Source organism: Bacillus sp. NMCC4 (genome assembly GCF_002998555.1).
Lineage (GTDB): Bacteria > Bacillota > Bacilli > Bacillales > Bacillaceae > Bacillus.
This window is the reverse complement of sequence record NZ_PVRA01000009.1, coordinates 66,492-91,292: the sequence shown is the minus strand read 5'-3', so window position 1 is coordinate 91,292 and position 24,801 is coordinate 66,492. Positions and strand designations below refer to the sequence as shown.

Annotated in this window: 25 protein-coding genes, 7 tRNA genes and 1 pseudogene; 5 read left to right on the top strand and 28 right to left on the bottom strand. The window is 41.8% G+C overall.

Features of this window, described 5'->3' with window-relative positions:
- Nucleotides 1-72: 72 nt before the first annotated feature.
- From C6Y02_RS16100 to C6Y02_RS16085, 4 genes are all read right to left on the bottom strand, one after another.
- Nucleotides 73-438, bottom strand: coding sequence for an MmcQ/YjbR family DNA-binding protein (locus tag C6Y02_RS16100; protein ID WP_106031689.1), 366 nt, complete (start codon nt 436-438; stop codon nt 73-75).
- Nucleotides 439-581: 143 nt separating this feature from the next.
- A complete protein-coding gene (locus C6Y02_RS16095; RefSeq protein ID WP_106031688.1) occupies nt 582-1,475 on the bottom strand; it encodes an alpha/beta hydrolase in 894 nt (297 codons plus the stop codon).
- Nucleotides 1,476-1,669: 194 nt separating this feature from the next.
- On the bottom strand, nt 1,670-3,109 hold the full coding sequence (locus tag C6Y02_RS16090) for a DHA2 family efflux MFS transporter permease subunit (RefSeq protein ID WP_034666046.1): 1,440 nt from the start codon (nt 3,107-3,109) through the stop codon (nt 1,670-1,672).
- Nucleotides 3,110-3,181: 72 nt separating this feature from the next.
- Nucleotides 3,182-3,760, bottom strand: a complete 579-nt coding sequence (locus C6Y02_RS16085) for a TetR/AcrR family transcriptional regulator (RefSeq protein ID WP_034666049.1) — start codon at nt 3,758-3,760, stop codon at nt 3,182-3,184.
- A 358-nt stretch (nt 3,761-4,118) separates the two neighbouring features.
- Between C6Y02_RS16085 and bglS the strand changes: the two genes are divergently transcribed.
- Nucleotides 4,119-4,850: a beta-glucanase gene (gene bglS, locus C6Y02_RS16080; protein WP_106031687.1), complete on the top strand. Its 732-nt coding sequence runs from the start codon at nt 4,119-4,121 to the stop codon at nt 4,848-4,850.
- Nucleotides 4,851-4,892: 42 nt separating this feature from the next.
- Here bglS and C6Y02_RS16075 read toward each other — a convergent pair whose 3' ends face one another.
- Nucleotides 4,893-5,294 (bottom strand): MerR family transcriptional regulator, encoded by a 402-nt coding sequence (locus C6Y02_RS16075; protein ID WP_060595605.1) that lies wholly within the window; start codon nt 5,292-5,294, stop codon nt 4,893-4,895.
- 207 nt (nt 5,295-5,501) lie between these two features.
- On the opposite strand from C6Y02_RS16075, the gene C6Y02_RS16070 reads away from it, so the two are divergent.
- Together C6Y02_RS16070 and C6Y02_RS16065 are read left to right on the top strand one after the other, a co-directional pair.
- Nucleotides 5,502-6,551 carry an NAD(P)-dependent alcohol dehydrogenase gene (locus C6Y02_RS16070; RefSeq protein ID WP_034666054.1) on the top strand — a complete coding sequence of 350 codons (1,050 nt, stop codon included), beginning with the start codon at nt 5,502-5,504 and terminating at the stop codon, nt 6,549-6,551.
- Nucleotides 6,552-6,823: 272 nt separating this feature from the next.
- Nucleotides 6,824-7,285: a CarD family transcriptional regulator gene (locus C6Y02_RS16065; protein ID WP_095286254.1), complete on the top strand. Its 462-nt coding sequence runs from the start codon at nt 6,824-6,826 to the stop codon at nt 7,283-7,285.
- Nucleotides 7,286-7,572: 287 nt separating this feature from the next.
- Here C6Y02_RS16065 and C6Y02_RS16060 read toward each other — a convergent pair whose 3' ends face one another.
- From C6Y02_RS16060 to C6Y02_RS16045, 4 genes and pseudogenes are all read right to left on the bottom strand, one after another.
- Nucleotides 7,573-7,776: a cold-shock protein gene (locus C6Y02_RS16060; RefSeq protein ID WP_003214229.1), complete on the bottom strand. Its 204-nt coding sequence runs from the start codon at nt 7,774-7,776 to the stop codon at nt 7,573-7,575.
- Between the two features lie 370 nt (nt 7,777-8,146).
- Nucleotides 8,147-8,653, bottom strand: coding sequence for a GrpB family protein (locus C6Y02_RS16055; RefSeq protein WP_066031278.1), 507 nt, complete (start codon nt 8,651-8,653; stop codon nt 8,147-8,149).
- Between the two features lie 219 nt (nt 8,654-8,872).
- A pseudogene (locus tag C6Y02_RS19540) lies at nt 8,873-9,001 on the bottom strand (alpha/beta fold hydrolase); the annotation flags it as partial.
- Nucleotides 9,002-9,023: 22 nt separating this feature from the next.
- Nucleotides 9,024-9,362: a winged helix-turn-helix transcriptional regulator gene (locus C6Y02_RS16045; RefSeq protein ID WP_066031279.1), complete on the bottom strand. Its 339-nt coding sequence runs from the start codon at nt 9,360-9,362 to the stop codon at nt 9,024-9,026.
- Nucleotides 9,363-9,539: 177 nt separating this feature from the next.
- On the opposite strand from C6Y02_RS16045, the gene C6Y02_RS16040 reads away from it, so the two are divergent.
- Nucleotides 9,540-10,514 carry an NAD(P)-dependent alcohol dehydrogenase gene (locus C6Y02_RS16040; protein ID WP_106031686.1) on the top strand — a complete coding sequence of 325 codons (975 nt, stop codon included), beginning with the start codon at nt 9,540-9,542 and terminating at the stop codon, nt 10,512-10,514.
- 436 nt (nt 10,515-10,950) lie between these two features.
- Here the strand turns inward: C6Y02_RS16040 and C6Y02_RS16035 are convergent.
- From C6Y02_RS16035 to C6Y02_RS15975, 13 genes are all read right to left on the bottom strand, one after another.
- Nucleotides 10,951-11,034, bottom strand: a tRNA-Leu gene (locus tag C6Y02_RS16035).
- A gap of 47 nt (nt 11,035-11,081) precedes the next feature.
- Nucleotides 11,082-11,164 (bottom strand) — tRNA-Leu (locus tag C6Y02_RS16030).
- A gap of 7 nt (nt 11,165-11,171) precedes the next feature.
- A tRNA-Lys gene (locus C6Y02_RS16025) sits at nt 11,172-11,247 on the bottom strand.
- A gap of 31 nt (nt 11,248-11,278) precedes the next feature.
- A tRNA-Gln gene (locus C6Y02_RS16020) sits at nt 11,279-11,353 on the bottom strand.
- A gap of 20 nt (nt 11,354-11,373) precedes the next feature.
- Nucleotides 11,374-11,445: transfer RNA gene (locus C6Y02_RS16015), tRNA-Glu, on the bottom strand.
- A gap of 9 nt (nt 11,446-11,454) precedes the next feature.
- Nucleotides 11,455-11,545, bottom strand: a tRNA-Ser gene (locus tag C6Y02_RS16010).
- 4 nt (nt 11,546-11,549) lie between these two features.
- Nucleotides 11,550-11,624 (bottom strand) — tRNA-Asn (locus C6Y02_RS16005).
- A 211-nt stretch (nt 11,625-11,835) separates the two neighbouring features.
- On the bottom strand, nt 11,836-13,683 hold the full coding sequence (locus C6Y02_RS16000) for a sigma-54-dependent Fis family transcriptional regulator (protein ID WP_106031685.1): 1,848 nt from the start codon (nt 13,681-13,683) through the stop codon (nt 11,836-11,838).
- A 108-nt stretch (nt 13,684-13,791) separates the two neighbouring features.
- Nucleotides 13,792-15,171 carry a dihydrolipoyl dehydrogenase gene (gene lpdA / locus C6Y02_RS15995; protein ID WP_106031684.1) on the bottom strand — a complete coding sequence of 460 codons (1,380 nt, stop codon included), beginning with the start codon at nt 15,169-15,171 and terminating at the stop codon, nt 13,792-13,794.
- 18 nt (nt 15,172-15,189) lie between these two features.
- Complete coding sequence (locus C6Y02_RS15990; RefSeq protein WP_106031683.1) at nt 15,190-16,320, bottom strand: dihydrolipoamide acetyltransferase family protein; 1,131 nt, start codon at nt 16,318-16,320, stop codon at nt 15,190-15,192.
- 17 nt (nt 16,321-16,337) lie between these two features.
- Nucleotides 16,338-17,375, bottom strand: coding sequence for an alpha-ketoacid dehydrogenase subunit beta (locus tag C6Y02_RS15985; protein ID WP_106031682.1), 1,038 nt, complete (start codon nt 17,373-17,375; stop codon nt 16,338-16,340).
- 20 nt (nt 17,376-17,395) lie between these two features.
- Nucleotides 17,396-18,373 (bottom strand): thiamine pyrophosphate-dependent dehydrogenase E1 component subunit alpha, encoded by a 978-nt coding sequence (locus C6Y02_RS15980; protein WP_060595598.1) that lies wholly within the window; start codon nt 18,371-18,373, stop codon nt 17,396-17,398.
- 225 nt (nt 18,374-18,598) lie between these two features.
- Nucleotides 18,599-19,072 (bottom strand): SprT family protein, encoded by a 474-nt coding sequence (locus C6Y02_RS15975; protein WP_106031681.1) that lies wholly within the window; start codon nt 19,070-19,072, stop codon nt 18,599-18,601.
- Between the two features lie 99 nt (nt 19,073-19,171).
- Here C6Y02_RS15975 and cmpA point away from each other — a divergent pair, with 99 nt between their 5' ends.
- Nucleotides 19,172-19,306, top strand: coding sequence for a cortex morphogenetic protein CmpA (cmpA, locus tag C6Y02_RS15970; RefSeq protein WP_095286213.1), 135 nt, complete (start codon nt 19,172-19,174; stop codon nt 19,304-19,306).
- 19 nt (nt 19,307-19,325) lie between these two features.
- On the opposite strand, the gene C6Y02_RS15965 is transcribed toward cmpA, so the two are convergent.
- The 6 genes from C6Y02_RS15965 to C6Y02_RS15940 form a co-directional block, all read right to left on the bottom strand.
- Nucleotides 19,326-21,485, bottom strand: a complete 2,160-nt coding sequence (locus C6Y02_RS15965; RefSeq protein WP_106031680.1) for a Tex family protein — start codon at nt 21,483-21,485, stop codon at nt 19,326-19,328.
- Nucleotides 21,486-21,561: 76 nt separating this feature from the next.
- On the bottom strand, nt 21,562-22,161 hold the full coding sequence (locus C6Y02_RS15960; RefSeq protein ID WP_034663944.1) for a PP2C family serine/threonine-protein phosphatase: 600 nt from the start codon (nt 22,159-22,161) through the stop codon (nt 21,562-21,564).
- Nucleotides 22,161-22,949: an RNA polymerase sigma factor SigB gene (gene sigB, locus C6Y02_RS15955; protein ID WP_099679665.1), complete on the bottom strand. Its 789-nt coding sequence runs from the start codon at nt 22,947-22,949 to the stop codon at nt 22,161-22,163. The genes C6Y02_RS15960 and sigB overlap by 1 nt, the downstream gene beginning before the upstream one ends.
- Nucleotides 22,915-23,403 (bottom strand): anti-sigma B factor RsbW, encoded by a 489-nt coding sequence (rsbW, locus tag C6Y02_RS15950; RefSeq protein WP_106031679.1) that lies wholly within the window; start codon nt 23,401-23,403, stop codon nt 22,915-22,917. Before rsbW ends, sigB begins: the two co-directional genes overlap by 35 nt.
- Nucleotides 23,400-23,729, bottom strand: a complete 330-nt coding sequence (locus C6Y02_RS15945; RefSeq protein WP_106031678.1) for an anti-sigma factor antagonist — start codon at nt 23,727-23,729, stop codon at nt 23,400-23,402. Before C6Y02_RS15945 ends, rsbW begins: the two co-directional genes overlap by 4 nt.
- Nucleotides 23,730-23,788: 59 nt before the next feature.
- The gene (locus C6Y02_RS15940) at nt 23,789-24,796 is read right to left on the bottom strand and encodes a PP2C family protein-serine/threonine phosphatase (RefSeq protein ID WP_095286219.1); all 1,008 of its coding nucleotides are present in this window, start codon (nt 24,794-24,796) and stop codon (nt 23,789-23,791) included.
- Between the last annotated feature and the right edge of the window lie 5 nt (nt 24,797-24,801).

The following is a 24,801-nucleotide window of genomic DNA, read 5'->3' as shown; positions in this document are numbered from 1 at the left end:
TAAATTATAACGACAGCACTTCGCTCTAGTCAATTTTGAAGAGAATCACAGGGTTTATTAACTTGTCTCACTTCATTCATCATGTTGGAGGATGTCATGTTGAGATTTTTTTGTTAATTTCTGAAAAACCAATTGGTAGGAATGTTCGATTAACTCCTCTACAAATGAAGATGGAATGTCCGCATCAAGGTAAATCGAATTCCAATGAGTCTTATTCATATAATAGCCCGGAATAATCCCCTCATGCGCCTCTCTTAGTTCTTCAGCACGTTGAGGGTCACATTTTAAAGTGATGACAGGTTTTCGATTCGCATCTCCGCCCATCATAGCAAACATCTTTCCACCAATATGATAACGATCTGCCTGCCATTCTGGCTGATAATCATGGGTTACTCCTTTTAAAGAAAGACAAAATGCCTGTAGTTTCTCTTTTTCCATTAGATTCGCTCCTTTTTTAAGTCGTCTTCTATTCTTTCTATTATATCGACAATGAAGGCAGATATCTGATCTTTTTCATTCACTTAACAACAATAAAAGCACAGACCCGCTGGGTTCTGTGCTTTTACATCACTGTTCTTATCTTATTCAAATGCCTTCTTCAATTGATCACTCATCAGATGCCAAGCCTCTTCAGCTATTGCTAAATCTCCGGCATGCGTGAAGGCGTGAGGGACTCCTTTAAACTGTCTGTACTTGACATCTACCCCTGCTTCTTTTAACTTCTCCGCATATTGTTCGGCTTCTTGAGCTAGCGAATCTCTTTCAGCTGTGATAACGAGAGCTGGTGGCATTTGTGCCAAGGATGAACGATCGGCAAAGATCGGAGAAACGAGCGGATTGTGCGGATCTTGGCCTTGCAGATAGAAGGCATTAAAGAGTCTCGCCATTTCAACTGGGATCGCTTCTTCAAACGTTGGTTTTTGTGCTGGATCAGTGGCTAAATCAAGCGGCGGATAATCAAGCACTTGATAGACAATCGGGAGTTTGTTCCCTTTTTGAATATTTAAGAGACAAGCAGCCGTTGCCAAGTTTCCTCCTGCGCTATGTCCGCCAATGGCTATTGCTTTGGGATCTATTTGAAGCTCATCAGGGTGTTCATACAGCCACTTCAGCACATCGTAGCATTCATGAAGAGCGGCCGGGAAAGGGTGCTCTGGGGCAAGCTGATACTCCACATTGACGACGATACATTGCGCTCGGTCTGCAATGACCGGACACCAGTGGTTATCCATTTCAGCACTGCCTAGGATAAATCCTCCGCCATGTAAATTCACAAAAACAGGAAGCGGCTGCTTTGATGTGTTGACCGGCTTAAATACCCATACCTTTGTTTCGCCAGCACTTGTTGGAATGTCATATTCCATTTTGTTTACTTCAGGAGGATGGACTGGTTTTAGTTCCGATTGACTCGGTAATGAACCTTCAGCTGGTTGACGTAATGACGCAGCGATTTTGATTTGTTCTTCTAAGTTCATGATCTCAGTCTCCTATCTTATTCATTTCTTCTAACTCATTCGTTCCTTTTTCCTCTTTTCCTTCTACTGAATCAGCAGCACATTCTCATTGGTTCACTTTTTATCTATCTCCCCATTTTCGCTCTCTTTGAAACAAGCATTGGGCAATTCAAAAAAGCACTGCGGCGCTAGGTCCTCAGTGCTTTTCATCTATTTTATGAAACTTGCTGTTCTACTTTCACTCGTTTAATGAAGAAAGCGATGATCAAACCAATGACGGTCATGATCACAGCAAAGATAAATGCATGCTGGACGCCATTTGTAAAGGCGAGCAGCTGGTTCATCGGATTTGCGGGATCAGCCACATTTTCCATAAAGCTGCGGGTCCCTGATGAAAGGATCGAAATACCGACCGCAGTACCAATAGCTCCTGACACCTGCTGCAATGTATTCATAATCGCTGTACCATGCGGATATAGCTCTGGCGGCAGCTGATTTAATCCATTTGTTTGTGCAGGCATCATGATCATCGCAATTCCGACCATTAACGTAATATGAAGGGTCACAATGTATCCAATCGATGTATTCACACTTAAATTCGTGAAGCCAAACATCGTCGCTGCGACAATGACAAGCCCTGGAATCACAAGCCATTTTGGTCCAAACTTATCAAATAGCCCACCCATGATTGGAGATAGCAGACCGTTGATAATTCCACCAGGCAATAGCATTAAACCTGCTGTAAATGTCGTTAGTGCCAAGGATGTTTGCAGATACAATGGCAAAATCATCATAGCAGACAGCATCACCATCATACACACTAAGATCAGCAGTAACCCAATGACAAACATCGGATATTTAAACGGACTTAAGTTCAACATCGGTTCCTTCATATTCAACTGTCTGAGAGAGAATACAAGAATCCCAATGACACCTACTACAATTGCAACGATAACATGCATACTGCTCCAGCCGCCGCCTTCACCGGCACTGCTAAAGCCATACACAATTCCTCCGAAACCAATGGTTGAAAGCACAATCGATAAAATGTCGATTTTTGGTCTTGTTGGCTCCGTAATATTTTGCATAAAGATAAAACCAAAGACGAGTGCAGCTATTAATAACGGAAGTGAAATCCAGAAAATCCAATGCCAAGTCAGCGATTTCAAAATAAGACCAGAGACTGTTGGACCAACAGCTGGTGCAAACATGATCACAAGACCTATAATCCCCATTGATCTGCCTCGTTTATGAGGCGGGATGATCACCAAAATCGTATTGAACATCAATGGAAGAAGCAATGCTGTACCGACTGCCTGTACGACACGTGCCACCATTAAAATACTAAAGACTGGCGCAACCGCCGCAATAAATGTTCCAATGATCGAAAAGATGAGCGACGTAATGAAAAGCTGTCTTGTTGTAAACCACTGAAGAATGAGTCCTGAAATTGGTACGAGAATACCAAGTGTTAATAAATATCCTGTTGTCAGCCACTGAGCTGTCGTTGCTTCAATACCAAAGTCTAACGTTAAGCTTCTCAGCGCCATATTTAGTGCTGTTTCACTGAACAAGCCAATAAAACCAGCTGTAATAAATGAGATAATAATGGGCAGCGTTCGAATATGAGAAGCTGCTGCTTGCTGTTTGTTCATAGTAGGTTGGCTCCTTTTCTTTTTCAATTTAGATCAATCATAGGAAGTCAGGCTGGTCAGAAATGAGCCACTTCAATGTCTATTGAAAACAGATAAAATCTGTTTCTCTGCAGCGAATTGAGCGATTTTTTCGATTGAATAACCAGATTCACAAATATAAAACATCAGTTCAGGCGTCATCGGAGAGGACATACATAATGTCGTCAGCTCAATATCCTGTATGTTCGCTTCCCCTTTTTCTTCTGCTTCCTCCAGCAAATCACGAATGATTTGTTTAAGCGATTGACTGTAATGACAATCATACACTTTACTTGTCTGTTCTAAATTCCCAGAGATTGTAAGCATCCGAATCCAGTCTAAATGATGACCGACGATGAGATGAATTTCTTCGAGCACATAACGCAAACGTTCACGAACCGGCTGGTCACTGATTTTGCTCAAGTAAAGATGCAACGCAGGGATCAGTTGTTCAAATCTTTCTCCAAGGATAGAAAGGCACAAATCACTTTTATTGGCATAGCGGCGGTAAAGAGTGCCCTGCCCAACACCAGCTGTTTTGGCAATTTTATGCATGCTGACATTTTCCACGCCAAATTCCTGAAACAAAGAAAAAGCGACCTCTTCAATTTCCTTTCCAATATCCTTTTCCATGATGCCTCACCTTCTTTACCTTCATCCATATTGCACTTATCTCTATGTGTTAAATCTCATCTCTTTTGATTCTCATTAGGACAATTGTCCCGATATTATCTTACGGACAACTGTCCGCTTTGTCAATCATTCTTTATTAAATGGCATGAAAAAGATCAAAAACTCAATTTTAACGAATGAGTTTTTGATGATCTTTTGCTGTTTATACCATTTTCTTTAGTAACTTCCTATGAAATAAGAGAAGAATCTAGCAAAAAATCCTCTTTAATATCATATATTAGACCGATTTTCCATTTTGAGAGAATCATGTATGATCAATTAAGAAAACGCTTTCAAAAAAGGAGAGGGGAATGCCTACATGTCTTACCGTTTGAAACGAATGTTGATGCTGCTTGTCACTGGATTAGTCTTGAGTTTGTCCACATTTACTGCGGGTGCCTCGGCACAAACAGGCGAGTCGTTTTACGAGCCTTTTAACAACTATAATACGGGGTTATGGCAAAAAGCCGATGGGTACTCGAATGGAAACATGTTTAACTGTACGTGGCGTGCAAATAATGTCTCCATGACGTCATTAGGTGAAATGCGATTATCGCTCACAAGTCCCTCCTATAATAAGTTTGACTGCGGAGAAAACCGTTCCACTCAAACATATGGCTACGGGCTTTATGAAGTCAGCATGAAACCAGCCAAAAATGTTGGGATCGTGTCTTCGTTCTTTACTTATACAGGACCGACTGATGGTACACCTTGGGATGAAATTGACATCGAATTTCTTGGAAAAGATACGACAAAGGTTCAGTTTAACTACTATACCAATGGTGTAGGAAATCATGAAAAGATCGTCAACCTTGGTTTTGATGCAGCAAACTCTTATCACACGTATGCATTTGACTGGCAGCCTAACTCGATTAAATGGTATGTAGATGGACAATTAAAACATACTGCCACTACTCAAATCCCTCAAACTCCAGGAAAGATTATGATGAACCTCTGGAATGGTGCAGGTGTCGATGAATGGCTCGGCTCCTATAACGGTGTTACACCGCTCCACGCACATTATAACTGGGTGCGTTACACAAAAAGATAACCACATCACAAAACCTGTGAAAAGTCACAGGTTTTTCTTCATTTAAATTGAGCTGGTTTTTAGTTGATGAACTAGCTTTTGTTCATAGCTGTGGATAATATCTTCATAACTTTCTATCTTGTAATCTAACCGCTTAATCGTCTCTTCGATTTCCTTTTGTTTTTCTACAAGTCTTTCTCTCTCATTGACCAAAATACTTTTCCGCGAGGACAGGGTACGATCCTCGCCCTCGATAAATAAAGCCGTATATTCTCGAAGTGCATCAATTGAGAGACCGGCATTTCTCATACATTTGATAAATTCAATCCATTGAATATCCTCTTCAGCATAATCACGAACTCCGTTTTCATCACGCCGGATCGGTCGAATTAAACCAATATTCTCGTAGTATCTGAGCGTAGCAGTAGATAAATCGAGCTGCTTTGCGGCTTGTGCTATTTTCATTGTTTTCACCCTTCTCTTCTTCTCTCACCTTATGAAATTCCTTCTTCTCATCATCTCCAATTTGATAGAGAACGCAAGATGCTTTTGGCTCAATTCTTTATTTAAGGATGTTGAAAAGCTTGAAGAGGGTTCTCTATTGACTTAGAGTTCACTTTAAGACGTACAGTATAGAAGTAAAGAATCTTACTTTTGAAAGGATGATCAAGAATGTGTCAGACGCACCATTCAAACGTTTTAAGTGTTTCACATGCAAAAGCGAGCTTTGAACGGACAACCATTGAACGAAGAGCGCTTCGTCCACATGATATTTTAATCGATATTCAATTTAGCGGGATCTGTCATTCAGATATCCACAGTGCCTTTGATGAATGGGGCGGCGGTATTTTCCCAATGGTTCCGGGTCATGAGATCACTGGAGTCGTTGCCGCTGTTGGTGATGATGTGACGAAATTTCAGATCGGAGACCGTGTAGGTGTTGGCTGCTTTGTTGATTCCTGCGGCACCTGTGAATATTGCCAAAATGGAGACGAGCAATATTGCACGAAAGGGGTCGTCCAAACCTATAATAACCTCGATTATGACGGGGAACCGACTTACGGCGGCTATAGTCAGAAGATTGTCGTGACAGAGCGCTTTGTCGTCAGCATTCCAGATCAACTATCCCTTGATGCCGCAAGTCCTCTTCTCTGCGCTGGAATCACAACTTATTCACCGTTAAAGCACTGGAAAGCAGGGCCAGGTAAAAAAGTTGCCATCGTCGGGATGGGCGGACTCGGTCATGTGGCCATTCAATTCGCACGTGCACTTGGCGCTGAAGTCACGGTATTGAGCCGCTCTTTGAATAAAAAAGAAGAGGCGCTGTCATTTGGTGCAAAGGATTATTTTGCTACAAGTGATCCTCATACCTTTCAGTCACTAGCCGGTCAGTATGACCTCATTCTCAACACAGTCTCTGCCAATATCAATATAGACGCCTATTTGTCCCTACTTCGTGTGGATGGAACCTTGGTGAACGTCGGTGCACCACCTGAGCCAGATCAATTCCACGTCTTTTCATTGATTACTGGCCGTCGCAGCATTGCCGGTTCACTCGTTGGAGGCATACAAGAAACACAAGAAATGCTCGATTTTGCAGCTGCTCACAATATCGCACCACAAATTGAAGTGATCAACGCAAGTCAAGTTGATGAAGCGTATGAACGTGTGCTGAAAAGTGATGTGCGTTATCGGTTTGTCATTGATATTTCGACATTATGATCGGATTCTATTTTGAAAGACTAGCTCAATGGCTGGTCTTTTTTAATGGTGGATATCCTGTTTTTCTTATAGCGAGGATTCTAGAGGATATGTTCAAAAATCATGGATAATAAAAAAACAATCACACCCAAAATTTCTTCAAAAAAATCTCTCTTTTTCAGAACTAAATTTATTGACAAAAAATAAATAAACATGTTATTATTAAAAATTTGATTATTTCGGATCGATTTGTGGTACCCTTATAGTAGGTACTTAATATGGAGGTGGATGATATGTTTCAAATTGGTGATAACATTGTGTATCCAATGCATGGAGCAGGTATAATTGAAGCCATAGAAGAAAAAGAATTTTCTGATGAAAAACAACAGTATTATGTGATTAATATGTCAATCAGTCATATGAAAGTGATGATTCCAACACGGAAAATGTCGGGTTCACGTATTAGACCTGTTACAGATATACTGGCATTAAACAGTGTGATACACATTTTCCAGCATGGCAAATCAGATCAAATACTGACATGGAAAGAACGGCATACAATTAATACAAACAAAATAAAAACGGGTAGCATCCAAGACGGTGCTGAAGTTGTACGTGACCTGATGCGTATGAAGAAAGAGAAAGCACTAAATGCAAGTGAAAAGAAAATGCTAGATGATGCCCATGAATTTTTGCTAAGTGAATTAGAAGTCATCAAAGGGATTACAGAAAAGCAAATAAAAAGTTTCTGTTAAGAACTCTGCCGCTCTTTTGGGCATCCCTCACCATTTTTGAATACATGTTCTCTAAGAACCTATCCACCCTTCAACTTATGAAAGAAAAAAGAATTTATTTAGGCAAATTCCGCATATTGTAAATCCAATATGCTATACTGTTGATAAACCTTTGAAGCATGAATTTTTTTACGATTACCTTGTAACATCCCCCTACTTGTACGCTGAGTAGGGTTTTTTATTGAAGAAATAAATAAAAACACAAAAAAACAGGCTCTCTACAGAGAACCTGTTTTTAAAAATGAAGATTAAGCAGTTTTTTGAACGTTAGCAGCTTGAGCTCCACGAGAACCTTGCTCTACGTCAAATGTTACTTTTTGACCTTCGTCTAAAGATTTGAATCCGTCACCTTGGATAGCTGAGAAATGTACGAATACATCGTCGCCTTCTTCACGTTCGATAAATCCAAAACCTTTTTCTGCGTTAAACCATTTTACTGTACCTTGTTCCATGTTTGTTGCCTCCTAGTGCGTTTACCACACAATGTATTATACTATCCTTGCCCAAAGTATCCTCAAGACGAAAAGTCTTTCTTCATGCTATCCTTTACGCCGAACAAAAATAATTATTCTTATTGTAACATGAATCGGAAATAATTGCAATTTAGGATTTAAAAGAGCACCAAACGTGATATAGTGACACAAATAAGACAGGGGGTTTAATGATGAAACGAATAAACAAATTTCATATCCCTCACCCTTGTTAATTTAGCTATGTTAAAGAATAATGTTGATTTTGGTTAAAAAGAAGAAGCTCCCCTTTGTAGCGAGTCCACTTGTGCATAAAATCAGTTAGTTTGATCACCAAAAGAGAGAATCTTTTCTAAATTCTCTCTAAAATCGACTGAACAAAGTCAGTTTTCCCCTCTGCATATTTGTGTTTTTCATTTTTATTTAAAATTGATAGGTTCAGTTTGAGCTGCTCGTACTCACTTCTTACTAGTTCGTTACTTCTTAAATAATCCCTGAAATTTAACTGTTCGAGTAAATACCTATTGCCTGTTTGATACATATGGATTTGGTGTGTACGTGGTTCTCCTTTGTTGAAATAGTGTCTTTCAGGTAAAACATTGGTTCCTTTATATGAATAACCTAGCCCTTCCAAAGCTGTTACGCACTGTTCTCCGTCAAGAAAATCATCTATTTCAATTGCAATATCAATAATTGGCTTCGCACTTAAACCCTTTACTGCTGTACTTCCAATATGGTGGACATTCACTGTGTACTGACCGATAACCTCTACTATTCGTTTCTTTTCCATTTCAAATTCTTTGACCCATTCAACAGACCAAGGAACTAAAAAAACCTCTCCTCTTGGTAATCCAAGCATTTACTCAACCCGCCTTATGATTGTTTAGTTAGACTTTTTTAACATAGGTCAAATCGGTAGAAAACATATAAATCTTACTAATAGTTGAAGCATTTCGATGGATAGCAAAAAAACCTTTCAAACGGTATGGGGATGATTGGACTGCATTATATAAAAATATTATTCTCAAACAAAAACGTCCACTTACTTAAGATGAGTGGACAGTCATTTAGAGAAAAACTACTTAACATTTTCCGCCTCAAGTCTGTTTAACCAGTTATGGACTAATGAGTTAAATACATCGGGTTGTTCAATTTGCAGGTTGTGGCCAGCCATATCAAGCACTGCAAAAGTTACCCTTGGATAATCTAGTTTTCTTTTTATATTCATTTTATTTTGATTTTGATTTTTCTAATTGGTTTTCGCCCCATAAAAGAAGTTGTTCAAATATAGGGATCAGCTCTAGTCCTGCCCCAGTCAATGAATATTCTACTCTTGATGGAACTTCATTATACTGAACTCGTTGAACAATTCCGTTTTCAATCAGATCCTTTAATGATTGATTGAGCATTGTTCCTGTAATTCCATACACTTTACGCTTTAACTCATTATATCGAATATCATTGTAACTACATAGTACAGCTAAGATTTTTAAATTCCATTTTCCCGCTAATATATTTAAGGCATAACTTGCTGGAGCTATCGCTTTATTTAGCTCACTTTCAGTCATATTTTATCCACTCCTTAGTCAGTTTTTCCTTACTTAGTCAGTTTATATTGAGTACTTGTTAAATCAATTCCATTTATTATAATCAAATATGTAAACCATGTCACCCATGTATTAGAGAGCTAAATTGATTTTAAAACCCTTCAAGTTCATACTTTTTCTAGGAAATGGAGTGAGTAAATGAAAAATGAAAAGATGCGTGCTGCACAATATACTAAATATGGATCACCGAATGTTCTTTTTGAAGATTCTATATCAAAACCTGTTATAGAAACTGGAGAAGTACTCATTCGTGTACATGGGTCGAGTGTAAACTCTATGGATACGCTTTTTCGATCAGGCAAGATGAAACTATTAACGGGTAATCAATTCCCTAAAGGAACAGGGGCAGACTTTTCTGGTGAGGTTGTTGAGGTAGGATCGAACGTAAAAAATTATCAATTAGGTGATAGAGTGTGGGGAGTTCTTCCTATGAAATTAAGGAGCCAAATTGGTAGTGCCGCTGAATATGTAGCTATATCACCTGAGAAAATATCTAAAATTCCTACAAAGGTTGATCTCTTACAAGCTGCGGCATTGCCTGGCGTAGGTGCTACTGCAATTATTGCTTTAAAATATAAAACTAAACTTAGAAAAGGCGAAAAGTTACTTGTACGTGGTGCAAGTGGAGGAGTCGGAAGCATTGCGATTCAAATTGGCAAAATGTTGGGTGCTCATGTAACTGCTCTTGCAAACGAAAAACATCTTACTTTTCTTCAAGAGCTAGGTGCAGACGAAGTATTTGATTATAAAAAAACATCTCCTACTGATCTTAAAAAGTTTGATGTAGTCATGGACACAGTGGGAACTGACCTCAAACATTATAGGCGCTTGCTTGCAAAGAACGGTAGAATGGTTACTATTGGATTTCCTAGTTTTTCGTCCTTAATATATATATTAGCTTCAATTACTTTCGGTTCTCGTAGAGTTCGCACATTCAGCGCAAATCCCAAAAATGAACTTCTAAAAGAATTAGCATCTTATGTAGATTCCAACAAGGTCAGACCAGTTATTGATAGCATTTATTTTTTATCTGATGTTGCCAAAGCTCATCATTCCTTAGAAGCTGGAGGTGGACGAGGAAAACGCATCATAAATTTACTTGATAAAAAATAAGCCATCATTTCAGGATAAAATGGACGCTCGTTTCTTGTAAAAGGCGTTGCTCCATTTGCGGCGTTATTAAGCGGGGCTTTAGATGGATTGAGATCAACTCAATTTGCTGATGCATTCAGGACTTTAGCCGCTAAAATATAGATCGTCTTTTCACCAGTACCAAGACTAGCTATTGGAGGTACATATAAGTTTGTTTCCAAATTAATCAGAGACTATAACTCTTTCAGTAGGATATACTAGATCTAAACCCTATGACATAGCGTTTGATTATGCTAAAAGATATTATGAAAAAAAACCGTTACTACTTTACTAGCAATATTCAATATTTCTGCTGTAAAAGGTGCATGGTTTTGGTAAGCAAGTCTTCTCCCATAGCTGTATTTTCCGCACAAAAAAAATAATACCAAAGGTGGTTAAACCCTTGGTATTATTGGGATGCGGCCGAGAGGACTTGAACCTCCACGGGTTATTCACCCACTAGGCCCTCAACCTAGCGCGTCTGCCATTCCGCCACGACCGCGTGTATGATGTGCTCTTATATTTATAAGTGCACTGTTTGAAAAACAATGCGGGTGAAGGGACTTGAACCCCCACGTCATAAAGACACTAGATCCTAAGTCTAGCGCGTCTGCCAATTCCGCCACACCCGCGTGACAATGGTGAGCCATGAAGGACTCGAACCTTCGACCCTCTGATTAAAAGTCAGATGCTCTACCAACTGAGCTAATGGCTCATCTGCTATGCAGAAAAACATATATAAAAAATGGCTGGGCTAGCTGGATTCGAACCAACGCATGACGGAGTCAAAGTCCGTTGCCTTACCGCTTGGCTATAGCCCAACGAATCAAAAAACAAAACATGACCCGTACGGGATTCGAACCCGTGTTACCGCCGTGAAAGGGCGGTGTCTTAACCGCTTGACCAACGGGCCATACAATAATGGCGGAGAAGGAGGGATTTGAACCCTCGCGCCGCTTACGCGACCTACACCCTTAGCAGGGGCGCCTCTTCAGCCACTTGAGTACTTCTCCATTATGGCTCCGCAGGTAGGACTCGAACCTACGACCGATCGGTTAACAGCCGATAGCTCTACCACTGAGCTACTGCGGAATAATAAGACATGTTTCATTATATATATGCCAGAAAAATGTGTCAAGAATTTTTAAGCGTTTCATTCCTGGCCCATTTGCGACGGCTTTTATAATTTAACATATACTAATATAACAGTCAAGCCTTTTTCCATGCCATTTGTTTAACTTGGCAGAAAGCCCCCGACCTCTTCACGTAGACCAAGGGCCTTGATGCAGCCTTCCTCAGGAGACTAAGACAGCTTAAACTTTCGCATCCACTTATAAAAAGTACTTCTTGGCACCCCTGCTAACTTCGCTGCTTCTGACACATGACCTTTCGTATTATGCAGTGCTTCTATCACTGTTTGCTTTTGAATGCGCTCCCTAAACGTGAGTTCTTTTGGAATCTCGGTACACTCTGCTGGATGCAGCTTCTGCTTTTTCTGATCAATCGTCTCTAATACTGAAGCATATTGCGATTCTCCAATCCATCCGCCTTTAGGAAAGAGGACCCTTAGATGTTCAAACAGATTAAAAAGCTCTCGTATGTTTCCCGGCCAGTGGTATTCCTGCAATGTCTGAAAAAATGATTCAGGAAATACCGCATTCCAGTGGTACTTCTTTTGGTAATAACGATATAAATCATGAATGTCTTCTTTTCTTTCTCTAAGCGGCGGGATGTTGATCGGATAGACATGAAGACGGTAATACAAGTCTTCTCGTATTTTTCCTTCCTTCAGTAGTTCGTTCATATTTCGGTGTGTCGCTGTAATGATTCGAATATCCAAAGGAATTTCGTATGTCCCGCCGAGCGGTACGACTTTCCTTTCTTCTATCACCCGAAGAAGCGCTACTTGCATCGCATATGGGATTTCGCCAATTTCGTCTAAAAAGAGTGTTCCTTTATGAGCTTGTTCAAATTTCCCTTTAGCTCCGTGACGTTTTGCCCCTGTAAAAGCCCCTTCAGCATAGCCGAATAATTCGCTTTCTAACAGGCTTTCAGGAATGGCTCCGCAATTAACAGCAATAAACGGTCCTCTATGCCTTTCACTGGCTGAGTGAATAGCTCTAGCGGCCAGTTCCTTCCCTGTACCTGTTTCGCCCCAAATATATACATTGGCATCTGTTTGTGCCGCTCTCTTCATCTCACTGAGCGTCTGTTGAAACACCTTACTTGTTCCAGATTCCCCGGGAAATTGAGCAAAGGAAACGGTGATGCTACTTTTCGCTGCTTCTTCAAGGGAAAGGGACATGCCCAGCATCTTTCCATCTTGCTCTGATTGAATGATCTGCGTTCCCCGGATAACAAATGGATGACCCTTAAGCCGCTCGACATCCATTCCGTACCAGTCAGAAAATCGTTCTCTAATCGACCGGCTTGCAGAAACAATTTGCTTTTTTTCATTACAGATCACATACGGTTCGTCTGCTTCCACCTGCTGGAGACAATGAGTGATCAGCTCCATCTCTCTCCTTTTTTGCTGGACTTGAATTTCTCTCTCTATGGCATAAGCAACCGTTGAAGCCATTCCAAGCATAAAAGGGTGCTTGTTATCCGCCATACAGGAGATATCAATCACCCCTATGATCGTACCGTCTGCATCACGAATAGGAGCGGCTGAACAACTCCAATGGTGAGAGGCGACAGAAAAATGCTCAGTTCCGTTGATCGTCACAGCTTCCCCGATGACGAGTGCCGTTCCAATAGCGTTCGTGCCTACATCTGTTTCGGTCCAGCGCGACCCCTCCATAAAATTAATTTTTCTTGCTTCCACCATCGTTCTTTGGCTTCCTGTCAGACTTAGCACATAACCGTCTGCATCGATAAGTAAGGCCAGCATGTCAGATTCTTTTAATTGCTGACTGATTTTATTTAAGTAAGGAAGAGCGGCATTTAGGAATAATGAGTATTTCTTTTTTTGGGCACTGAATAATTCCTTTTCTAAGAACGACTGTCCTTTATCTAAATACGGATTAACATTTGCCTGTTTACATCTGTGCCATGATTCCATCACTCTCTTATTCAGACGAGACTTATCAAGCAAACCTTCACGAACAAAACGTTTCCACGTATTTAAATAACAAGGCGTCGGATTCATTCCATCCTCTCCTCTGGGGGCTTTTTATTCATTATAGATAATTGTAAAAGCGCTTTCAATTAACATTGGCTAACCCAAGAAGTCAATCGGATAGAAATAGAGTCTTTTTCAGCAGTGCACCGCTCGTCCAATTGTTTGCAGCAAGGCTTCGTGTATCGCCTCTGAAAGTGTCGGATGTGCCGCAATAAACTGCTCTAATGTATCAGCGGTCAGCTCTGTATGCATCATCACCGCCGCTTGTCCAATCAGTTCTGTTGCATTCGGTCCAATGATTGATACACCTAAAATTTCTTGATATTGCGGTTCTACAATGACCTTTACTTGACCGGCTGGTTGATTTAAGATTAACGCTTTTCCATTTGCAGAGAATGCACATGTCCCTATCCGAATCTCCCCATATTGTTTTCTAGCACTCTCTTCATTTAAACCAACACTGGCGATTTCTGGAGAGGTGTAGATGCATCTTGGAATCACTTGTTCATTGACTTTTACATGTTCACCTGATGCATGGGATGCCGCAACCGTTCCTTCATGAAAAGCAGTATGAGCAAGCTGGACCCCACCTGTCACATCACCGCACGCATAGATATGCGGGAGATTGGTTTGCATATGTTCATTGACGTAGATTCCGTTTCTGTCAAATTCAATGCCGACCTGATCAAGATTCAACTCTCCAAGCTGCGGAGTTCTGCCAATTGCCACTAAGCAACGATCAGACTGGATTTCACACTGCTCTCCTTGATTTTTCTCTACCACTACTTTTCTTGAAGAAGAATCAAGCTGTTTGACTGCGGCGGACGTCAAAATGTCTACACCCGTTTCTTCGAGTTGCTCGTGAAGACATTGTGCTATATCACAATCTTCTTCAGGTAAAATGTGCACTGCCCGCTCAACCATGACAACTCTTGTCCCCATTCTGCTAAATATGCTTGCAAACTCACAGCCGATCACCCCTCCCCCAATAATACAAAGCGAATCTGGTATCGAAGAAAGTGACATGGCATCCTTGCTGTGAATGATCCATTCCCCATCAAAAGGTGCAAAAGGTAAAGCAGCAGGCGCTGCCCCTGATGCAATAATGATTTGTTTTGCTTGAATGATTTCAGACTTCCCTTCACTTTCTATCAATAGCTCATGTGCCGATAGAAATGACGCCTTCCCATTCAACACGCTGATTTTGTTTTTATTCATCAAGTAGCGAACGCCATCAGTCAGCTGTTTGACGACAGACTGTTTCCGTTTTTGAACGGCATCCCATTGGATGATAGGCTCATGTTCTGGGAGCTCAATTCCAAAATGTACAGCCGATTTCACATGCTCATACATATCGGCGCTTTGCAAAAGTGCTTTCGTCGGAATACAGCCTTCATTGAGGCAGGTACCCCCCAGCTGACCTTGATCAATTAACACAACCTTCCTGCCAAAACGGGCGGCTGTTATGGCCGCCACATAACCTGCTGGTCCGCCTCCTATAATGACCAGTGTCATGATACTTTCACCTTCTTCCTATAAAAGAATGGATATTGGTTCTTCTAAATATGCTTTGACCGTTGATAAAAATGCGGATGCCGGCGCTCCGTCCAGCACGCGGTGATCAAACGTAAGACTGAGTGGCAGGATGGTCCCTTTGCACAATTCATCCTCTCGATAAACAGGGGTTGCATACATTGTTCCGACGCCAAGGATACCGGCTTCCGGCGGATTCAAAATCGGAGTAAAATGCTCTACACCATAGGCACCTAGGTTGGTGATCGTAAAGGTAGAGCCTTCGATTTCATCGTGAAGAAGTTTGCCTTCACGTGCTTTTTTGCCATACAATTTGATGGTCTTCGCTAGCTCAATGAGCGCTAGTCTCTCCGCATGTCGAATAACTGGCACAGCTAAGCCGTTTTCTAAAGCAGCAGCTATCCCAAGATGAACATACTCAAAAGTTTCCACTCTTTCATTTTGATATTGACTGTTCATCGCAGGGTGTTTCAGTAATGAAAGGATCGTTGCTTTGGCTACAAAATCGGTCATGGTCAATTTTGTTTCGTGACGGGCTATGGCTGTTTCATTCAGCTGTTGTTGTAAGTTTGTAAGTTTTGTCACGTCCGCTTTCATCGTAATGGTTAATTGTGCACTTGTTTGCAGGCTTTCCATCATTCTTGAGGCAATTGTTTTCCGCATCGTGTTAACAGGTTGATGCTCTGTCTCATTTTGTTTTTTCTCTGCCCGTTCAGAAAGCGCATGAAGCACATCCGCTTTCGTAATTCTTCCCCCCGGTCCTGTCCCCACCAGCGTATCAATGTCTAGGTTTGCGCTATTCGCAATTTTACGAGCAACAGGGGAGATTTTCTTTCTCTCTTTTTTTGGTTTTGACTGGACGTCTCTTTCTTTCTTTTCCTCCACCTGTTCATTTCCTTCACCGATATAGCAAATGACCGTGCCAGGCGGTACACCTTCTCCCTCAGACACTTTTATATCCAATATGGTTCCTTCAGCAGGTGATTCGATCTCCATTTCAATTTTTTCGGAGTTGATGCTTGCAATGCTTTCCCCTTTATTTACGGTCTCACCGACCTCCTTATTCCAGACAGATACCGTTCCTTCTTTCATCGACATGCCCAATTTAGGCATCACAACTTCGACAGCCATCTCCCTCTCTCCTTTCTTTAGTTCAAGATCTTGTCATGACTCTTGCCAATCATCTCTAATACGGTGTTCACAACCTTATCAGGTGTCGGCAGATATATATCTTCAAGAGGTGGTGAAAATGGTACTGGTGTATGAGGAGCCGTCACTTTTTTGATTGGAGCGTCAAGTAAATCGAATCCTTTATCTGCAATCAAAGAAGAGATATCTGCGGCAATTCCGCACCTTGGATTTGCTTCATCCACAATGACAAGCCGATTTGTTTTTTCTACCGAAGTCATAATGGCCTCTTCATCGAGCGGCGACAAGCTTCTTGGATCAATCACCTCAGCTTCAATACCACGTGCAGCTAACTCTTCTGCCGCTTCGAGTGCTGTATACACTTGTTTGCCTACTGCAAAGATGGTCACGTCTGAGCCTTCTCTCTTCACATCTGCTTTACCAAGCGGCAGTGTGTAATACCTCTCCGGCACATCTCCTGTGATATTGTAAAGCGTCTTGTCTTCAAAAAAGATGACAGGGTCCTGATCCTCGATGGCTGCCAGCAGCAGCCCTTTGGCATCATAAGGTGAAGAAGGCACAACTACTTTCAATCCAGGGATGCTTGTAAATAGCGCATACAAACTTTGCGAATGCTGGGCAGCTGCTCTAAAACCCGCCCCATGTGTCGTTCTAATCGTGATCGGCACCTCTGCTTTTCCGCCAAACATGTATCGAAATTTTGCGCCTTGATTCAGCACTTGGTCCAGACAAGTACCGATAAAATCATTAAACATGAGCTCCGCAATTGGTCTTAGCCCTGTTGAAGCAGCTGCCATGGCCGCGCCTACATAGCCAGCTTCACTAATCGGTGTGTCTAGGACACGCTCACGTCCAAACTCCTGTACGATTCCTTTTGTTACTCCAAGAACTCCGCCCCATGCTTCATCATCCTGTAAGTGATCTACATGAGCGCCTCCCGCAACATCTTCCCCCATTAAAATGACATCTTCGTCTCTTCTCATTGCCAGTTTAATCGCTTCATTCAAAGCACTAGACATGCTGATTTCTCTTGTCATTTTCCTCTCCCCTTTCTGATTTATTGATACGAAACATACACATCGGTCAGTAATTCGGTATGATCTGGATATTCACTTTCTTCACTGAATCTAACGGCTTCATCTATCGCTTCTGCTACAGCCGCTTCAATACTTGATATCTCCTGATTCGTCAGCAGCTGCTTCTTTAATAATTCATTTTTAAAAAGAGCGATGGCATCTTTCTCTTCTTGGTGTTCTGCTTTTTCTTGATTTGTTTTGTAGCGCTGGGCATCTCCTTCAAAATGTCCATAATTCCGATATGTCATGCATTCAATCAATGTCGGACCTTCACCATTTTTTGCTCGTTCTATCGCTTGTTCTGCTGCTTGATAAACGGCTGTCACATCTTTTCCATCTACTTGAATACCCGGAATGCCATAACTGGCGGCTCGATCCACGATCGATTTGCAGCTTGAAGCATAGGAAAATGGCGTCGCTTCCCCGTAACCATTGTTTTCTGCGATGAAAATGACAGGCAGTTTCCAGATGGCGGCGAGATTGATTCCTTCGTGAAAAGTCCCTTGATTGTTTGCACCATCCCCAAAAAAGCAAACGCTTACATTATTTGTCTTTTTATATTTAGCCGTGAGGGCTGCCCCGCACGCAAGTGGAAAGCCGCCTCCAACAATTCCGTTAGCACCGAGCATTCCTTTATCAAAATCTGCAATGTGCATGGATCCACCTTTTCCTTTACAAAGACCTGTGGCTTTTCCATAGATTTCTGCCATCATTCCTTTTAGATCACAGCCCTTAGCGATACAATGGCCGTGGCCACGATGGGTACTTGTAATACTGTCTTGTTCATTCAGGTGAGCACAGACTCCTACAGCAACAGCTTCTTCGCCAGCATAAAGATGGACAAAGCCTGGCAAGATCCCTTTTGTAAAAAGCGTGTGTACTTGATCTTCAAATTGGCGGATTTCCTGCATTTTTTGATACATCCAAACGGCTTTTTCTTTTGTAAGTGCCATTTCCATATGGTAAAACCTCCTATCTTTTTTTGCTTGCACTTATATACAAGCAAAAAACGTGCCAACATCATGGCACTTGAAAACTTAGGTTTTGAACGATTCACACCGATCAAAAAAGAGACAAAATGAGACTTGCGTCTCTATTTGTCTCAATATGTCTACTTCATCTCCTATATATCACGATGCTCAGTTCCATTGGACAAAAAAAAGCATCCCATAAAGGAATGCTTTTCACTCTGAATCGATTGTACGCCGCCATTTTAATTTTCCTTTGCAGACGCCGCACACATAACGAGAGGTATCAAATCGTCTTTTTCTGATAAAATACTGACCGCATCCTGTGCAGACATATTCATGACGTTTCTGTACACGCCGTTTATTTTGTACCGTCTTTAGCGGTGTACAAAAACGCGGGGCTCCTACTTGTTCTAATAACTCTTTAAAGGAACGGTCACGATGCTGATAGCCCTTCCCCTCAAGGTGCAGATGATAATGACACAGTTCATGCTTAATGATACCGATCAATTCGTCTCTTCCATGCTCCTCTAAATATCGGCGATTTAACTCAATATTGTGTGTACCAAGCAAATATCTTCCGCCTGTCGTTTTGAGACGTTCATTAAAAACAGCTTGATGGCGGAATGCCTTACCAAAGAACTGCTCAGAAATATGCTCTGTTAACTGCTGTAACTCTCTCTCCTTCAATCAAGATCGTTCCTTTCTATAAAAACCTCGAACGGGACAATTTCCCCTTTGCATACATTGAAGGTACACCCACTGTTTCGATCAAAGGAGGAATGGGCGATGCCCAACTGGCTGAAAAATCAGATGCAGAAGGCATTTTTTGAAAAAAATCATTACCAAATCAAATTGCTGAATCAATGCTGGTACTTCTACAGAAAAAAACATTCAGTCACATCAAGGCACACCCCATCCTAAGGTGCGCCTCGTTTTTTGTTTACTCTGGTTTCAGCATGGAGAGGGCAACGCGGCCTTTTGCCTGGTCAACGGAGTCCACCCATACAGTTACAATGTCACCAACTGATACAACGTCAAGCGGATGCTTCACAAAACGGTTGCTTAGCTTTGAAATATGTACAAGCCCGTCCTGCTTTACACCAATATCAACGAATGCGCCGAAGTCTACGACGTTTCGCACCGTTCCTTGCAGCTCCATTCCTTGCTTCAAGTCCTCCAATTTCAACACATCTGTTTTCAAAAGAGGTTTTGGGACTTCATCGCGCGGATCACGCTCAGGTCTTGTCAGCTGATCGATGATATCCTGAAGTGTAATGATACCAATATCAAGCTGCTCTGCTGCTTCGTCCAGTTTGACCTCTGCAATTTTCTCCTTTAACTGCTCTGTGCCAAGATCGTCTGGCGTCATCTTGATCATGCGTAAGAACTGTTTTGTTTCTTTATAGCTCTCTGGGTGAATGCCTGTCCGATCAAGTGGATCTTGTCCGTCTGCGATGCGCAGGAAGCCGATACACTGCTCATATGTCTTAGCACCAAGTCTTGGAATATCCTTGAGCTCTTTTCTGCTTGTGAATCTCCCAATCTCTTCGCGGCGCTTGACGATATTTCCTGCGACGGCTTTTGAAAGGCCTGACACATATTGCAGCAGCGCCTGTGAGGCCGTATTGACGTTCACACCGACTTGGTTGACGACAGTCTCCACCACGAAGGTTAACGAGCTGTTTAATTGCTTTTGGCTCACGTCATGCTGGTATTGGCCCACCCCGACAGACTTCGGATCAATTTTCACAAGCTCTGCTAAAGGATCTTGTAATCTTCGAGCGATGGAAATGGCGCTTCGTTCTTCGACTTGCAGGTCTGGAAACTCTTCTCGCGCCAGTGCAGACGCAGAGTATACACTTGCTCCTGCTTCATTCACGATTAAATAGGACACCGGCTGATCCAGCTCTTGAATCAGGTCTGCGATGAATTGTTCGGTCTCTCTTGAGGCTGTTCCATTTCCAATCGCAATGACTTCAATGTTTGATGATTGAATGATCTCTTTGACTTTTTGTTTGGCTTCCGCTTTTTTCTGCACAGGCGGGTGCGGGTAAATGACGCCAATATGATAGACTTTGCCCGTATCATCCACGACGGCTAACTTACAGCCTGTACGAAATGCAGGGTCGACTCCTAGTACACGCTTCCCTTTCATCGGCGGCTGAAGAAGCAGTTTTCTTAAGTTTTCAGCAAAAATATGAATCGCTTGCTCTTCTGCCTTTTCTGTCAGCTCTTTGCGTATTTCTCGTTCGATTGAAGGCTGAATGAGGCGCTTATAGGCATCATCAATTGCCGCTTCAATAAACGGTCTCGCCGTCGTCTGCTTGCCTTTTATGACTTGCTTATCGAGATAGAAACGAATATTTTCAGCAGGTGGTTCGATGGCTGCCTTTAAGATGACTTCTTTCTCTCCACGATTGACCGCTAGTACACGGTGGGGCACTATCTTTTTGATGGGCTCTTCATAATCGTAATACATTTCATAGACGTTTTTCTCATCGCTCTCGATGTCTTTTCCTGATGTGACCAGACTGCCCTTTTGGTACGTTTCACTGCGAATCCATTTCCGCATATCAGGATCATCAGCCAGCTGTTCAGCAATGATGTGCTGCGCGCCTTCAAGTGCCTCGTCTACACTTCTTACTTCCTTTTCTTCGTTGATAAAAGAAGCAGCCTTCTTCTCGATCTCATCGCTTGGCAGCGCGAGTACATATTCCGCCAGCGGCTCGAGCCCTTTTGCTTTGGCTACATTCGCCTTTGTTTTACGTTTTTGTTTGAATGGCCTGTATAAATCTTCGACCTCTTGCAGTTTATGAGCTTGTTCAATTTTTTGTTTTAATTCATCCGTCAGTTTGTCTTGTTCAGCGATTAAGCGAATGACTTCTTCTTTTCGGTTCATGACATTTTGGATATATGTATAGCGCTCTGAAATGGTTTGAATTTGCACCTCATCCAGTGAGCCTGTCTGCTCTTTCCGGTAACGGGCAATAAACGGGACGGTGTTGCCATCCTCTAAGAGCTTGATGACACTTTCAATTTGTTTTGTTGAAAGCTTTAATTCTGTTGCAATTTGTTTCAATAAAAAGTCAGATGTCTTCATACTTTGCATCCTCTCACTGTGTCTTCTCTTTTAGTGTATCAAAAAAACCGGCAAAACAGAAAAAAGGTCAGCTATTTTACATGAGCTGACCAAGTACATAGGTGAGATCGTCTTTCTTGTCTTGTGTGTATGTTTCAAGCTGTTTGGCAATGTCTGCAACTGAATGACTATGCTTTAAACACATTCTCATGTTTGGCACATTCAGTCCGTCTGAATACATAATGAATGTCGATCCTTTTTCGTAGGAATAGGTGTAAGTTTTATATTTTCTAGGTTTCCCTGATAAGTATCCTGATGTCGGAAGTGGATAAATATAGTCGCCAGAAGGGGCATTCAAGATAAACCGAATATTACCAACCGAACAATAGGTAAATTGCTGCTGGGAAAAATTCACCTTTAAGATCGCAACTGTGGCCCCGCGTTTATTTTTCATAGCCTGATTGCATCTGTCGATGAGGGTCGTCATATCCTCATGTCCATATTCTTCGACAATTTCGCTGACTAAAGAAGATGATTCATTGGCGAACTGACCGCTGCCTAATCCGTCTGCCACAGCACAAATTAGTTCTTCATCATCTGCTTTAATAAAAAAACTGTCCCCGCAGCATGATTTCCCTTCTTTATTCGATTGATAGATAATGGCATTCACATGCTCATGCTGTTCAATCTGCTTCATTACCCTAGCTCCATAGACGCATCTTCTGATAATGCATCTCGTAGCTTTTTAACTGCCTTCCGTTGCAGTCTCGATACATGCATTTGGGATATCCCGAGTAAATCGCCTGTTTCTTTCTGACTCTTATTTTGTAAATAAGTCAGATTGATAATCTCTTTTTCTCGATCTGTCAGAACATGAAGCACACTCTCAAGCATCATTTTTTGGTTCACGCGTTCGTAGCCTTCTTCCTGTGAGCCGACGACGTCTAAAATGGTAACGGTACTTCCTTCAGAATCAGCCTCAACGCCTTGGTCTACAGACAGCGCTTGATAGCTTTTGCCCATCTCCATTGTTTCAAGTACTTCTTCTTCTGTCACATCTAGATATTCTGCAATTTCTTGTACTTTAGGTGACTTTTGTGTCTCCGTTGTCAGATGGTCAACTGCCATCTTGATTCTTGGGCCAAGCTCTTTTATCCGCCTTGGTACATGGACACTCCATGTCTTATCACGTAAAAAGCGTTTGATTTCCCCGATAATGGTTGGAATCGCAAAGGCTTCAAATGATTTACCGACGAGCGGGTCATAACGCTTAATGGCACCGAGTAAACCAATCATTCCAACTTGTCTGAGATCCTCATGAAAACTTTTCCCTTTGGAATATTTTTTCGCCAGCATATCGACCAGATTTGTATAACATTCGACAAGCGTGAGCTGCGCCTGCTCGTCTTGATTGGTTTGATAGCTTTGGATGAGGCGATCCACTTCATCTTTAGTTAGTTTCATAGTTTTGGATGGTTGTGTCATGGTCAACTCGCTCCCTGTTTAAAAACTTTGTCATCGCAACGGTAACTCCGGAGTTTGCTTGCACCTCGACTTCATCCATCAATGTTTGCATCAAATATAAACCAAGACCTCCTTCTGCCAATTGATCCACCGTATGAGCAGATGTGTAAGGCCCTAGTCCTTCCTGCTTTTGCTTAAAGTCAAAGCTACCGCCTTTGTCAGAGACAATGATTTCTAGACGATCCTCATAGACAAGAAAGCGAACAGCTACCTCTCCATCTTCTCCAACAGCACCTTTGTAGGCATGCTGAACCGCATTTGTACAGGCCTCACTGACAGCTATTTTTAAGTCCTCAATCTCTTCGTAGGCATAGCCCATACGGCTTGCTACGCCTGAAAGAGTCAGACGAATGATGCCTACGTATTCTGGTTTCGCCGGGATTTTCATCTCGATTAAATCTACTGATTCGTTCATTGTACCCCACCCTCTGTATTTGCAGAAATGTCAATGATGTCCTTTAGTCCAGTAATTTCAAACAATCTTACAAGCCGATCCGATAAGTTCTCAAGCTTTAATGTTCCGCCTGCTTTTTGAGCTGCTTTAAACAGCCCAACAAATACACCTAATCCTGTACTATCCATATACGTAACATCCTTCAAACAGATTTCAAGATGCTCTCCCGCCTCGGCTTTAGGCATGAGCGTTTCTCTTAGCTCAGGTGCGGAGTACACATCGATTTCTCCGCTGACACTAATTTTCGTCTTATTATCTATTTGATGCTCTTTCATAGACATATTCATTATGCATTCACCTCGAAATTCTTGTTTCCTAGAATTTTATATACCCGCATATTTACTTTCTAAACCTTTCTTTTCAGAACAAGTAATGTAAAGTCATCATGAAGCTGAAAATCTTGCAGCTTCAGTAAGCTGGCATAGATAGCATCGACCATTTCCTGAGCGGAATAAGATAGGTGCTCTGCTATAAGCGTTTTGATATCCTCCCGCTCTAAAAAACCGTCCTCTGCCTTGGATTCTGTCACGCCATCTGAGAATAAGATGACCATATCCCCGACGTCCAAATACTTCTCATACTGCCGATAGTCAAAGTCTGGTGCGATCCCAAGGACAAGTCCCTTAGCGTCTAAATCGTAAAATTGATTCTCTTTTTTGCAATAGAAAAAGCCCGGCTCATGACCAGCCGATGCATATTTAAATTCATGCGTTGCTTTATTATAGCTGCCATAGAACATGGTAATAAACATGCTCGGGTCTACGTTTTGCTCGACAACACGATTAAGGGTTTTTAACACCTTTGTGGGACCGCTTCCTGACTCCGGCAAGGAATCCATCGCATACTTAATCATCGACATACAGAGCGCAGCCGGGATGCCTTTCCCAATCACATCTGCGATCGCGATATTAATCGTATCGTGATCGGTGACAAAATGGTAATAATCTCCACTCATCTGTTTTGCCGGCACACTAATAGCCCCGATATCAAATGTGTCTCCTTCTGGAATTTTCGTTTCCAGAAGGGTTTGCTGAACATTAGCAGCAATTTCGATTTCTGATTTAATTTCTTGCTGGATGCCTCTAAGTGTTAAATGTTCCTGGTAAGCTAGTCCGTACCCAATCATGACTTCAATTAAGAAGTCTAGTGAATGAAAGACATCTTCCGGCAAATCAGGGTATAGCTCCTGAATCACTTTTCGGTGAACACTCACTATTTCTTCAGGAGGTATTTGATGCTCAATGGTTTTTCGGCTAAATTTTTGAGCTTGATAAAGCGATGTTTCAGTTAAATCACTGATATAACGACTGAGCAGCTGATGATACCGCTGCTCCATTACCTCCTTAAAATCCATGGTTT

Excerpts from the sequence above, each read along its gene's own strand:
- C6Y02_RS16100 (WP_106031689.1), bottom strand. The coding sequence starts at position 438 with ATGGAAAAAGAGAAACTACAGGCATTTTGTCTTTCTTTAAAAGGAGTA.
- C6Y02_RS16095 (WP_106031688.1), bottom strand. The coding sequence starts at position 1,475 with ATGAACTTAGAAGAACAAATCAAAATCGCTGCGTCATTACGTCAACCA.
- C6Y02_RS16090 (WP_034666046.1), bottom strand. The coding sequence starts at position 3,109 with ATGAACAAACAGCAAGCAGCAGCTTCTCATATTCGAACGCTGCCCATT.
- C6Y02_RS16085 (WP_034666049.1), bottom strand. The coding sequence starts at position 3,760 with ATGGAAAAGGATATTGGAAAGGAAATTGAAGAGGTCGCTTTTTCTTTG.
- bglS (WP_106031687.1), top strand. The coding sequence starts at position 4,119 with ATGTCTTACCGTTTGAAACGAATGTTGATGCTGCTTGTCACTGGATTA.
- C6Y02_RS16075 (WP_060595605.1), bottom strand. The coding sequence starts at position 5,294 with ATGAAAATAGCACAAGCCGCAAAGCAGCTCGATTTATCTACTGCTACG.
- C6Y02_RS16070 (WP_034666054.1), top strand. The coding sequence starts at position 5,502 with ATGTGTCAGACGCACCATTCAAACGTTTTAAGTGTTTCACATGCAAAA.
- C6Y02_RS16065 (WP_095286254.1), top strand. The coding sequence starts at position 6,824 with ATGTTTCAAATTGGTGATAACATTGTGTATCCAATGCATGGAGCAGGT.
- C6Y02_RS16060 (WP_003214229.1), bottom strand. The coding sequence starts at position 7,776 with ATGGAACAAGGTACAGTAAAATGGTTTAACGCAGAAAAAGGTTTTGGA.
- C6Y02_RS16055 (WP_066031278.1), bottom strand. The coding sequence starts at position 8,653 with ATGCTTGGATTACCAAGAGGAGAGGTTTTTTTAGTTCCTTGGTCTGTT.
- C6Y02_RS16045 (WP_066031279.1), bottom strand. The coding sequence starts at position 9,362 with ATGACTGAAAGTGAGCTAAATAAAGCGATAGCTCCAGCAAGTTATGCC.
- C6Y02_RS16040 (WP_106031686.1), top strand. The coding sequence starts at position 9,540 with ATGAAAAATGAAAAGATGCGTGCTGCACAATATACTAAATATGGATCA.
- C6Y02_RS16000 (WP_106031685.1), bottom strand. The coding sequence starts at position 13,683 with ATGAATCCGACGCCTTGTTATTTAAATACGTGGAAACGTTTTGTTCGT.
- lpdA (WP_106031684.1), bottom strand. The coding sequence starts at position 15,171 with ATGACACTGGTCATTATAGGAGGCGGACCAGCAGGTTATGTGGCGGCC.
- C6Y02_RS15990 (WP_106031683.1), bottom strand. The coding sequence starts at position 16,320 with ATGGCTGTCGAAGTTGTGATGCCTAAATTGGGCATGTCGATGAAAGAA.
- C6Y02_RS15985 (WP_106031682.1), bottom strand. The coding sequence starts at position 17,375 with ATGACAAGAGAAATCAGCATGTCTAGTGCTTTGAATGAAGCGATTAAA.
- C6Y02_RS15980 (WP_060595598.1), bottom strand. The coding sequence starts at position 18,373 with ATGGAAATGGCACTTACAAAAGAAAAAGCCGTTTGGATGTATCAAAAA.
- cmpA (WP_095286213.1), top strand. The coding sequence starts at position 19,172 with ATGCCCAACTGGCTGAAAAATCAGATGCAGAAGGCATTTTTTGAAAAA.
- C6Y02_RS15965 (WP_106031680.1), bottom strand. The coding sequence starts at position 21,485 with ATGAAGACATCTGACTTTTTATTGAAACAAATTGCAACAGAATTAAAG.
- C6Y02_RS15960 (WP_034663944.1), bottom strand. The coding sequence starts at position 22,161 with ATGAAGCAGATTGAACAGCATGAGCATGTGAATGCCATTATCTATCAA.
- sigB (WP_099679665.1), bottom strand. The coding sequence starts at position 22,949 with ATGACACAACCATCCAAAACTATGAAACTAACTAAAGATGAAGTGGAT.
- rsbW (WP_106031679.1), bottom strand. The coding sequence starts at position 23,403 with ATGAACGAATCAGTAGATTTAATCGAGATGAAAATCCCGGCGAAACCA.
- C6Y02_RS15945 (WP_106031678.1), bottom strand. The coding sequence starts at position 23,729 with ATGAATATGTCTATGAAAGAGCATCAAATAGATAATAAGACGAAAATT.
- C6Y02_RS15940 (WP_095286219.1), bottom strand. The coding sequence starts at position 24,796 with ATGGATTTTAAGGAGGTAATGGAGCAGCGGTATCATCAGCTGCTCAGT.